Genomic DNA, 11528 nt, shown 5'->3' with positions numbered 1-11528 from the left:
TTGTGTTTGCGGAGTATTATGTTAACATCAGATTTTTGCATTTTAATGGGAGAAACAGAAGTACAATGTGAAGCATTGTATAAGATAAAAACATGAAAATGACAGCTAAAAAGAGCTTATAAATCAGCCCGCCATAAATAGCCTCCATGCCCGGTATCAGTAAATCAAGACTCCGTTATTATACCGGCATGGATTTGCCGCTTGATATAAAGGTTTCCAGAGGCTTATTCCAAATCAGTATCATCACTGAATAACTGCTTTGACAGCTCAAGCTGGGATAGTATCAAGGTCTCCGACTTAGTCTTATAAAGGTGAAGTCTTTTCCTTAATTCTTCATACTCAAACCTGATTTTAATAACCTCCTGATTTGCATCATTTATTATCTTCTGAGCCCTTATTTCAGCCTCCTTAATGATATTATCAGCCTTTTCATATGAGTTCTTCTTAATCTCCTCACCTGTCTGCTGTGCGACAATCAAGGTATTTTGAAGGGATTCTTCGATATTTTTGTAATGCTGGATTCCCTCGTTTAAAACAGAAATCCTGTCTTTAAGCTCAATATTTTCCTTTATATAAAGCTCATAATCCTGTATTACATTATCCAGAACGCCATTTACCTGATCCTCATCATAGCCTCTGAAATTCTTTTTAAACTTCATATTATCAAGATCATTCGGAGTATAATTCATAGCCGCCATCCTCTCTTTAATTCAATATTTTTGGGGAAATATCTTAATCAAGCAATACAGTACTGCTTGTACCAATCAAAATATATTTCTCAGCAGCTCCGCCGTTCAAAACCTACATACCTTATTCGGAATAGCTCTACTCAAACCGCTTTATTATTATATTTACCCTGTCCTTTTTAGTAGTTCCCGCAACCTTATCCAACACAATCCTGCCCTTGCCCCGAATGGAGATTGTATCTCCTTCAGACAGCAGTTTAGAAGGATTCTGAACCAATTCCCAATTAACATTCACTCTCTGTGCTTTGAAATAATCCGTTATCTTTGTTCTGGAAACCCCGAATCCGCAGGCCGAAACTGAATCTGCCCTAAGAGAAGCTACTGTGGTATTTATGAGCTTTTCCTTCTTCTGCGGAGCTGTATATTCGTACATATTCAGCGTTTCACAGCTAACCCTTACATTACCGATTTTATCCAAATTATATAAAACGTATTCTGCAATTTTGTCAATTATAAAAACATCTGCAAAGGATTCACAAACAAGAATGTCACCTATTTTTTCTCTTTTTATTCCAAGCCCCAGTAAAGAGCCTAAATAATCCCGGTGAGACAGCTGCTTATCTGACGTATGCTTTATCCTCAGAAAGCTTAAAGGCATCTTCAGATAAGCATCCTCTTCATCTGTAAAATCAGTGCTGATAAAAGCTATAACCCTCTCCGCACCTTCATATCCTCCTATGAATATGTAAGAAACATTGCTCACCTTGCCTAAAATCCTTTTTGCAATAGCAGCTTCATATGGAGAAAGAAAATCCGAATACACAAAAGAGGAATAACGGCATTGTTCAACCTTATCTAGAAGTCTTGAAACAAGTACCTTATCCTCAAGCTTTGATACCATTTTTATTAAAGTATTTTTATCCATAATTATATATTAAATCTTAACAGATTATATAAACATTCTTAAAATCATTACAACAACATTTCTTACCACATCACAAAGCAAAAAAGCAACTATGGGAGAAAAATCAATCATTGAAAGGGCAGAGTTATTTAAAAAGCTGGACCTGTTCAACATATTACGGATTGGTGCCAGTACAGGCTCCGTAATTGTATACAGCAATTCCACAAACTTATTGTTTCTGGATATAGGCAGCCATGATAACAATACTCTTGCAATAAGAGCAAACTCAAAAATCTTTAATACTATATCTATAGCTCTGTAAACTGAATACATCAATTATCCTCCAATAATTATGTTAAATACCTACTTAGCCCACGGAAAAACAGTCTTATTTCTGATTTCATCGTCCAAATCACCGCTTACATCTACACTGTTTGGAGCTATAACAAATATATCACAGGAGACCTTTTGAATAGAACCATCCAGAGCATAGATAGCTCCGCTTAAAAAGTCGATAATCCTCTGCGCATCATGCTTTTCAATTCCCTCAAGATTTATAACAACAGGCTTATTGCCTTTCAAGTGATCACAAATATCTTTTGCATCATCAAAAGTATCGGGCTGAGCCACAACCATCTTGAATTGATTTCCGTTATGGATGTTTACGACCTTTCCGGATTGCTGCTTCTTTGAATTGTTGAAAAAGTGTGTTTGAATAGGTTCGCTTTTCAGATTTTCATTATACGCTCCATCCTGGAGTTCTAATTCCTCTTCATCCTCATCTACAGCTTCCCACCCAACAAAATTAAACACTTTATTAAGAAGTTTTGACATTTCAAATACCTCCTGCGTCTTTAGTAAATTATTTTTTTTATCTCTCGAACGTAAAAAATATTTTAAAAATTATACGTTAGCATAATCTCTCTTTCCAAAAATATCAGTACCGATTCTAACTATATTTGCGCCTTCTTCTATAGCCACTTCAAAATCGTTGCTCATACCCATGGAAAGATAATCCATAGTAACATTATCTAATTTTTTCTGCTTTATGTCAATATATTTATCATAAAGTTTTTTAAAAACATCCCTCACAGCCTCTGCATTATCAGCATATGGCGCTATTGTCATCATACCTCTCAAGGAAATATTACCAAATTCAGAAATTATTTTAACAAATTCATCTACCTCCCTTGTATCTATCCCAAATTTGCTCTCCTCACCGGACACATTAACCTGCAGGAGAATATTCATTTTCCTTCCAAGCCTTGCCGCGCGAGCATCAATCTCCTTGGCCAGCTGTATACTGTCTACAGAATGTATCATATCTACCTTGTCTATAATATATTTAACCTTATTTGTCTGCAAATGCCCTATCAAATGCCACCTGCACGACCTGTCAAGCTTATCATGCTTCTCAAGCAGCTCCTGTACCCTGTTTTCTCCCATGTCAAGAATTCCATATTCATAGGCACTCTTTATTCTATCAACATCAACAGTTTTGGTTACGGCAATCAGCTTAACGTCTTCCGCATTTCTGCCGCTTTTTTCAGCGGCAGCCTTGATTCTTGACAATATGTTATCTAAATTTGCCTTAATATTCAAATCAATCAATTTATTATCTGCCCCTCCCGTATATTTATTGGATTTAATATATATGTTTTATATAATAGGACTGCAGTCTGCCCGTCAAGGTCATCAATAATCACCGCATCGTTATTCATACCTGCAATCCGGACTTTTACTATTGCGGCACTCATCCCCTTTACCAACGCAATTTCCGCAGTCTTGTTTTTGTTATCTATATTCATCAGACAGCTGTGAGGAACCTTTAATCCGCTTGAACCGGATAAAACTATATCAGCATTAATCCTTCTCAGCCCAACAGTTTCATTCAGGCCTGTGTCAAACCTGAGGGCAATGATTCTCTTACCGTCTATAACGTCAGAGCTGTATACAATTTCGGCATCCATACTGTAACCGGTATCGTTTATTCTTATTTTAACCTTTCTGTCTAGATTTAAAAGCTTACTGTCACTTTCATTAACTGCTGTAACAAAATAACTTTCCAAGCCGCTTACAAGCTTTGCAACAGGCTTTCCTTTCTGTGCATCTATTACATTAAAATCTCGGTTTGTTTCCTTTACGGTTATGTTTTCAAGGGTCTTTGGTGTGGCATTCCTTATGGAATCAGGAGTCAATATACTTTCATATCCATCTACCGCAAAGGATAAAAGACCTGCGGATTTTGTCCTTATTTCGGTGATATTATTACTCAATTTACTTTCTATGGTTGCCTTTTCATTTTTTAATTTATTTATATAAGCTGCTGATTTACTGCTGTCTCCAAAAATATCAGACTTTTTGTAAACAATAGCATCTATTTTTGTAATAGTATCATTGCTGTCAACCAAGCTTCCTCTGATTGACTGCTGAGCCAAATCCTTTACTTTGTCAATAATTTCGTTATCCAATTTGTTTATATCTCCGGAAAAGGCTGACACATTTTCTTTTTGTGCCTCCTGTGCCTTGGCTATTTCCATTTCCTTTTTCTTCAGCTCTTCATATGCTGAAACAGGAACATTTTTTACTACTGAAGCAATTCTGTAAAATGCAGGTACCTTTTCACCCTCCGCAGCATCCATAACACAGCTGCCGGTATCCGGAGAATTAATAATCTCCTCCTTTCGGATAAATACCCCGTCAACATTTTGTATTTCCTCAATCGTTCCCAATCTCAGCAAATCTGTCTTTATCCCGTTGCTATTAACAAGATACAGCAATGACGGCAGGTATATTAATAAAAATACTATTAGTATCAGTGTACCTATTCTGAAGCTCTGCCTTTTGAATATACCCTTCATTGTATTTGCCTCCGCTAAAAATCTTATAGTATAAAATCTGACAAAGCAGCCTTATTCATGCTGTCCCATGCCTTTTGCAAACAGCTTCTGAAGCGCTATCATATTCCCGAGCTTGACATGCTCATACACCAGACCTCCCTGCATATATGCAACATAAGGCTCTTTAAGCGGTGCATCAGCACTCAGCTCTATTGACGAGCCCTGAACAAAAGCTCCGGCTGCCATAATAACCGGAGAATCATATCCCGGCATATCCCATGGCTGCGGCGTTACATAAGAATCCACAGGAGAACCCTTCTGAATTCCCTGACAAAAGGCAATTAAGCAATCTGCATTATTAAACCTGACTGCCTGGATAATGTCGCTTCTCCTGGAGTCCACAGCAGGTAAGGTTTCAAAACCGGCGCGCTTCATAAGTGCCGCACAGAAAACTGCTCCCTTGAGGCTCTCAGATACTACATGAGGTGCCATAAACAGCCCCTGAAACATCAATCTGTTATTTCCAAGGGAGGCCCCCACCTCTTTTCCCAATCCCGGTGAAGTCAGCCTGTATGCACACTGCTCAACCAGCTTGCGTTTCCCTGCAATGTACCCTCCCGTAACAGCCAGTCCTCCTCCCGGATTCTTTATAAGAGAACCTGCTATTATATCTGCTCCTGCCTCTATCGGCTCAACCTCTTCCACAAATTCACCGTAACAGTTGTCTACCATGATAATAATATCGTTATTCACAGCTTTTACAGTTTTTACAATACTTCTGATATCCTCTATACAAAGCGCATCTCTCCATGAATATCCTCTTGAGCGCTGAATCATTGCCATTTTGGTCTTAGAAGATACGGCCTTCTTAATGCTGTCCAAATCAGGCTTCCCGTCCTGTTTCAAATCCACCTGCCTGTAGGTTACCCCAAATTCCTTCAGTGAGCCGCAATTTTCACCTCTGATGCCTATTACTTCTTCAAGGGTATCATATGGCTTTCCGGTAACAGCTGCCAGCTCGTCACCGGGCCTGAGATTACCAAAGAGGCACAGCGAAAGTGCTTGTGTTCCTGATACAATATGATGCCTGACAAGTGCATCCTCTGCTTTAAAAACCTCTGCATAGACACTGTCCAGCACGTCTCTTCCCCTGTCATCATAGCCGTACCCGGTTGTGCCGTTAAAATGCGAATCACTCAGCTTGTTGTCCTGCATTGCCTTAATTACCTTCAGCTGGTTTATCTGCTTTATCTCATCTATTCGGTCAAATACCTGCTTTGCATCCTTTTCAGCCTGCTCCGCCAGCTCAATAACTCTATCTTCTATTTCAAAATTATTCTTTAAATATTCTCTTGTGCATAAATTCATTTTGTATTTAATCCTCTTTCGTATATTTTTACCCTTCCCGATTCTCAAGCTTTCCTAAAAGCATTATATACCATTGCCGCAGATATAACCATATTTAATCTTGCAAAATATTTACCGGTAGCCTTTTAGTTTTTAGTATCAAACACTTTGCAAGGCTTTGTTAAAACTGTATAATAAATATACTTTTATGAATATTAAAGCCACTTATTATAAAGAAATTATTGGAGGCAAATATGATTTTAGAGCATACAATTGACAAGGATGATGCCGGCAAGTCTGTAAGAGCTGTCCTAAAAAGCAGACTGCAGCTCTCGACAAGATTTTTAAACAAGCTAAAATTGCAAAACAAGATATTAATAAATGATGTGCCCGTAAAGGTTAATTATATTGTGAAAGAAAGGGATGTACTTAAAGCCGAGCTTGAACTTGACGAGAACTGTGAAAATATCGAGCCTCAGGATATACCTATAGATATCATATTTGAAGATGAGTGCCTTATTGTTCTTAATAAGCAGTCTGGAATTGTTGTGCATCCTACATTTAACCATCCCGACCATACTATTGCAAACGGAATTGTCTATTATCTAAAGCAGAAAGGCATTTCAAAAAAAGTCAGGCCGGTCAGCAGACTAGACAGAGAAACCTCGGGCATAATTATTTTTGCAAAGAATCAATTTGCCCAGGATATGCTGATCAAGCAAATGCAGGAGAAAGTATTTGAAAAGGAGTATTCAGGGATCGTTCAAGGTATTCCCGGCAGAAGCTCCGGTACTATAGACCTGCCTATCGGCAGAAAGCCCGAAAGTATTATGCTCAGATGGATTTCAGAAAGCGGAGCACCATCAATTACTCACTATGAGGTTGCGGAGAGTTTTCCCGCATACAACACCGCTCTGCTTAAATTTAAGTTAGAGACAGGCAGAACACATCAAATCAGAGTCCACTGTCAGGCAATGGGCTTCCCTATCTATGGAGATACCCTGTATTCAGAGAATTCTGATTTTATGCTTTCGAGGCAGGCTCTGCATTCTCACACTACAAAAATTCTTCATCCCGAGACAAAAAAACAGCTTATTTTTAATGCGGAGCTGCCTGAGGATATGAAAAGGCTGTTGGAAATAATGAGGCATTAATATGGTAATATTTTACATGTAATACTTCCTGTGTTATACTGGGTTTCATAAAACTGCAGAATCCGTTTAAATGAATCGGTATTTAACCGAACTGCCGGAATATGCAAATACAAATGAGAAACCAATCATGCTACAGTGATTCAGGAGGTATGTAAATATGGATGTTTTAAAGGAAAGATACTCGATAACAGAGCTAAGTGAATATTTAAATATTACAGACCATGCTTTGAGATTTTATGAAAAGGAGTTTGGTCTGAATATTCCTAAGGATTCAAGAGGAAGACGGTATTATACCACCAATCATGCAAACTTAATGTATCAGATTAAAACAATGCGTGATCAGGGACTTGAACTTAAAGCAATCAGAAAAATTCTTGAAGACGAAAACATTATAAGGTCCGAGGAAAAATTTACTCAATGCAATGAAGAAACCCTGCCGGCAGTCATAGGCTCTCAAACTAAACAAATAAGAACGCCTGAGTTCAATCTGATAATGGAAGCCCTGAATAGCATAAAAAGCGATCTTCTGGACAGTGTCTCAACAGAGATTATGTCCTCCAGAGAATACCTGTCCAAGGATATCTTTAAATCAAAGCTAGAGCTCGGAGCCTGCATAGAAAACAGCAATCGCAAGCTGGAGCTTAAGATGGACAGGCACTTTCAGGAGATAGACAGATCTATTACCGAATGGCGTGAGCGAAAAAGCTCTTCGTTTACCGGAAAACTGAGGAAGCTAATCGGTAAATAGCTACCTTGTAATAGTAACCTTGTTTAATCCTCTAGGGCTGTCGGGATTTAATCCCTTCAGCAAGGAAAGCTTGCATGCAAACATCTGAGCAGCTACCGCATTAAACAGCGGAGATATATAGTCACTGCAGTTTTCAGGTATTTTAATACGGCTATTGCCCAGCTCCAACAAGCCTTGATTGTTAGATACTATTAATATATCGGCCTCATTGTCCTTTAATTTATTGACCATTTCCAGAACATCCTTACTTGAGGGGCCCTCAGGTGCATATACTATGACAGGCATATCTCTTTCAATCATCGCAAAAGGCCCATGATGAAAATCTGACGTTGCAAATGCTTTTGCACGAACATAAGCTGTTTCCTGAATTTTCAGAGCAGCTTCCAAAGCAATTGAGTAGTTGATGCCTCTTGCGAGCACAAAGCATTCCTTCATAAATCTGTACTTCTGTACCGTTTCTTTAATATTATCTTCCTGTGCAAATAAATCCTTCATTATATCAGGTGTCTTTTCAAGTTCCTTCAATAGCTCTTCCTTTTGCGCCCACCTTGCAATAAAGTTTATCAAAAGAAATACTGTGGAAGTAAATGTCTTTGTAGCAGCCACACTTTTTTCAATGCCGGCATCACAAAAAAGATGATATTGTGATGCTGCTGCCATAGGTGAATCAACAAAATTAGTCACGCTCATGGTTACAGCCCCCTGTCCGGCAGCAGCCTTTACTACCTCTATTGCGTCAGCAGCCTTGCCCGACTGGGAAATACCAATTACAAGACAATTCTTCATATTTATTTTTTTATTATACATTGTAAACACTGACGGCGCCGCCAAGGAAACAGGTATCCCTGTAAGTGTTTCAATAGCATATTTTGCGTAAACTGCAGCATGGTCTGAGGTACCTCTCGCAGCAATAATAACCGTTGAAATATCCCTGACCTTCAAGTCTGCCGTCAAGCCTTCAATAACTGCCGCATTGGTTTCAGCGGTTTTCTTTAAAACTTCCGGCTGTTCTAATATTTCTTTCCACATATTAACCATAAAACTCACCTCTTCTTTTTTTTGCCTGAACTGTAAATACACCAAGAAGTCTTAAGTACCGGCAGCTGATTTTATTTCCGGGCTATGGCATAAACATTATTCAGCCTTTCTTATATTCGCTGCTGCTTCCAATTTTTTATCGGATGCTTCTAAGCCTTCAATATATTCCTTGAATAACTGCTGATTTTTTTCAAGTGTTTTTAATCTGTTTTCCAGCATTCTTTCTGTTTCAACCGGAGCAGGACCGCCTGTTACAGTTCTGATGCCGACAAAATTCACAGGATCAAGTGCCCTTTCTATTTCGGCAACCTCCAAATCAATAGCTCTTCCCAGTATTTCCTCCGAAATATCCGCAATAAGCTGAGGAGTAATGTCTTTTGCCTTTTTGCCGTTTTTAACCAAATGCTTCACAATTAAGCTGGTAATCTTATGGCTGTGGCGGAAGGACAAGCCCTTATCTCTTACCAGAATGTCGGCCAGCTCTGTAGCCGTAATAAAGCCCTCGTGCGCCCGTTCAAACAGTATCTCCTTATTTACCTGCAGGGTTGTAAAAACAGAGCTCAGCATTTTAAATGCCCTGACAGTATATTTTACTGAATCATACAAATGCGGCTGCAGCTGCTCTTCCGTGTCAACAATATCTCCAAAGGGAGTATTGTGAAGTATGTCAAATACACATTTAGCCTCGGCAATCGCTTTGCTTACAGCAGGCCTTGTCTGCTCAAGAGAGGACGGATTCCTTTTCTGAGGCATTATACTGCTTACCTGAACATAAGGATCCGATAGATAGAATACATTAAACTCCTTTGTGCAAAAATCTAATGTATCCTTCATAAATCTTGACAGGCTGGTGTTCATAATCATTAATGCGGAAGCACATTCCGTAAGATAATCACACCCTGCGATGCCGTCATAGGAATTTTCCACAAGCCCGGCAAAGCCCAATAATTCCGCTGTCCTCTGCCTGTTAATAGGAAAGCCGGTGGTTGTAATAGCTGCCGCGCCAAGGGGACTCAGATTAATAGTATTATACAGGTGTACAAATCTGTCAAAATCCCTTTCCAAGGAATCCTGATATGCAAGAATATAATGTGCTAAGGTGGTCGGCTGTGCAGGCTGAGTATGTGTATAGGCAGGCATAACGGTCGTTATATTTTCTTTTGCAAGAGAAAGCAGCACCTGCCTGAAGGTATTCAAAGCCTGTATAACTTCAAGGACCTTTTCTCTGAGCACCATACGGAATTCACATATGTCTATGTCATTTCTGCTTCTGGCTATATGCAATCTTCCTGCTTTATCCCTGCCTATTAAATTTTCAAGTTCATGCTCTATCATAAAAAACATATCCTCATAGGAAGGATCATATTTTCGGTCACCCATATCTATTGAATCTATTTTATTAAGTCCTGACAATATTTCATTGGCTTCATCTGATGTAATTATCTTTTGCTCATACAGCATTACGGCATGAGCCTTGCTGATTTTAATAAAAGGCTTTGCATAATAATTTTTCTGGGTATCGAATATCGGGGCCAGAACACAGTCCTGAAATGTTTTGCCCGGAAAATTGATACCGTCAATTTCTTCAACATATTCTTTTGTGTACATAGAATTCCTCCCTAATAAAAGCTGATTCCATATTTATTTGCAAGCACTGAGCCCACACACCCCATAACACCGGCATTTTCTTCGAGCTCAGAAAGAACTATTTCTGTTTTGACAGGCGTAAGTCTGGATACTTCCTTTCTGATTGACAATAACAAGCCCAATCCGGCCTTTGAAACACCGCCGCCTATAATCACTGCCTGAGGGCTGAGCACACTGACTATATTTGCAATTCCCATACCCAGATATTCCGTCATTTCATTGACTGCTTCAATACACTCTATATCGTTGTGGGAGGCTTTTTCAAAAACCTCCTTGCAGCTTATTCCAAATTTTCTCTCAATGGCACTTCCGGAAGCAACAGATTCAAAATATCCGTAAGCATCGGGAGTATACCTTTCGGTTTCAAGCGCATCCTTTGACAGCACAAGGTATCCGATTTCTCCGCCTGTATAATTGTGTCCTCTGTAAATTTTGTTATCTATAATAATTCCGCTTCCGATACCATCTCCTATGGAAATAAATACAAAATTATTATATTCCTTTCCCACACCAAGCCATTTCTCTCCATAAACAGCCATATTGACATCATTATCAATAAAGACATCTAAACCAAACTCTATTCTAAGTACATCACGGATTGGATAGTCCACCCAATCAAGCTTCGGAACAAACAGAGCTATACCGTTTTCAATGTCAACCGTACCTGGAATACCCACTCCGATTCCGATAAGCTTATCCTCTGTATTCAGCCTTGCAGCCATTTCCTTAACTGTTTGCATAATCTGATATAAATAATTATTGTTATCGTAATTTTTTTTCTGTATTATCTCTTTTAATAATATTTTACCTGACAAGTCACATATTACACAGATGCTTTTCGAGGCACCTATGTCAATGCCGATAATATATCCGGCCGATGGATTAAACACAAGTTCTATTGGTTTCCTTCCGCCAAGCTTTGTTGAAATACCTTCTCCTTTTTCTCTGATAATATTTTCACCCAGTAATTCCTCAACGATAGATGAAACAGTTGACTTACTCAAATTAGTAAGATTCGAAATCGCGGCTCTGGATATTGATTTTTCTTTAACAATCAGCGAAAGAACAGTATTTCTATTCATCACCTTCATATATTCCGGCGTTCCCTTTATCATTCTCTGACACTCCTTCTTAAATTCACATGTCTACTATTTTATAACAACT

General features: G+C 38.8%; 12 protein-coding genes. 2 read left to right on the top strand and 10 right to left on the bottom strand.

All coding sequences use genetic code 11. The annotated features are described in order from the left end of the window. Positions 1-224: 224 nt before the first annotated feature. From LY28_RS02435 to LY28_RS02405, 7 genes are all read right to left on the bottom strand, one after another. Positions 225-689, bottom strand: coding sequence for a DivIVA domain-containing protein (locus LY28_RS02435; protein ID WP_110460578.1), 465 nt, complete (start codon positions 687-689; stop codon positions 225-227). A gap of 136 nt (positions 690-825) precedes the next feature. Next, positions 826-1611: a YlmH family RNA-binding protein gene (locus LY28_RS02430; RefSeq protein ID WP_110460577.1), complete on the bottom strand. Its 786-nt coding sequence runs from the start codon at positions 1609-1611 to the stop codon at positions 826-828. 24 nt (positions 1612-1635) lie between these two features. Beyond that, positions 1636-1923, bottom strand: coding sequence for a YggT family protein (locus LY28_RS02425; protein WP_110460576.1), 288 nt, complete (start codon positions 1921-1923; stop codon positions 1636-1638). A 30-nt stretch (positions 1924-1953) separates the two neighbouring features. Next, a complete protein-coding gene (locus LY28_RS02420; protein ID WP_110460575.1) occupies positions 1954-2424 on the bottom strand; it encodes a cell division protein SepF in 471 nt (156 codons plus the stop codon). A 69-nt stretch (positions 2425-2493) separates the two neighbouring features. Then, entirely contained in the window at positions 2494-3201 is a 708-nt protein-coding gene (locus LY28_RS02415) for a YggS family pyridoxal phosphate-dependent enzyme (protein ID WP_110460574.1), read from the bottom strand. Further along, positions 3198-4451: a biotin/lipoyl attachment domain-containing protein gene (locus tag LY28_RS02410; protein WP_110460573.1), complete on the bottom strand. Its 1254-nt coding sequence runs from the start codon at positions 4449-4451 to the stop codon at positions 3198-3200. Before LY28_RS02410 ends, LY28_RS02415 begins: the two co-directional genes overlap by 4 nt. Before the next feature lie 51 nt (positions 4452-4502). Then, a complete protein-coding gene (locus LY28_RS02405; RefSeq protein ID WP_110460572.1) occupies positions 4503-5798 on the bottom strand; it encodes a methionine gamma-lyase family protein in 1296 nt (431 codons plus the stop codon). Between the two features lie 233 nt (positions 5799-6031). Here LY28_RS02405 and LY28_RS02400 point away from each other — a divergent pair, with 233 nt between their 5' ends. Together LY28_RS02400 and LY28_RS02395 are read left to right on the top strand one after the other, a co-directional pair. After that, complete coding sequence (locus tag LY28_RS02400; protein WP_110460571.1) at positions 6032-6931, top strand: RluA family pseudouridine synthase; 900 nt, start codon at positions 6032-6034, stop codon at positions 6929-6931. A 157-nt stretch (positions 6932-7088) separates the two neighbouring features. Beyond that, entirely contained in the window at positions 7089-7679 is a 591-nt protein-coding gene (locus LY28_RS02395) for a MerR family transcriptional regulator (protein ID WP_110460570.1), read from the top strand. Here the strand turns inward: LY28_RS02395 and LY28_RS02390 are convergent, their stop codons facing one another. From LY28_RS02390 to LY28_RS02380, 3 genes are all read right to left on the bottom strand, one after another. Then, positions 7680-8717: an SIS domain-containing protein gene (locus tag LY28_RS02390; RefSeq protein WP_110460569.1), complete on the bottom strand. Its 1038-nt coding sequence runs from the start codon at positions 8715-8717 to the stop codon at positions 7680-7682. A gap of 96 nt (positions 8718-8813) precedes the next feature. After that, positions 8814-10325 (bottom strand): argininosuccinate lyase, encoded by a 1512-nt coding sequence (gene argH, locus LY28_RS02385; protein ID WP_110460568.1) that lies wholly within the window; start codon positions 10323-10325, stop codon positions 8814-8816. An 11-nt stretch (positions 10326-10336) separates the two neighbouring features. Beyond that, a complete protein-coding gene (locus tag LY28_RS02380; RefSeq protein WP_110460567.1) occupies positions 10337-11479 on the bottom strand; it encodes an ROK family protein in 1143 nt (380 codons plus the stop codon). Positions 11480-11528: the final 49 nt, after the last annotated feature.

This window comes from Ruminiclostridium sufflavum DSM 19573 (assembly GCF_003208175.1).
Classification (GTDB): domain Bacteria; phylum Bacillota; class Clostridia; order Acetivibrionales; family DSM-1351; genus Ruminiclostridium; species Ruminiclostridium sufflavum.
Note: the sequence above shows the minus strand (reverse complement) of the source record. Positions and strands in the feature narration are given on the sequence as shown.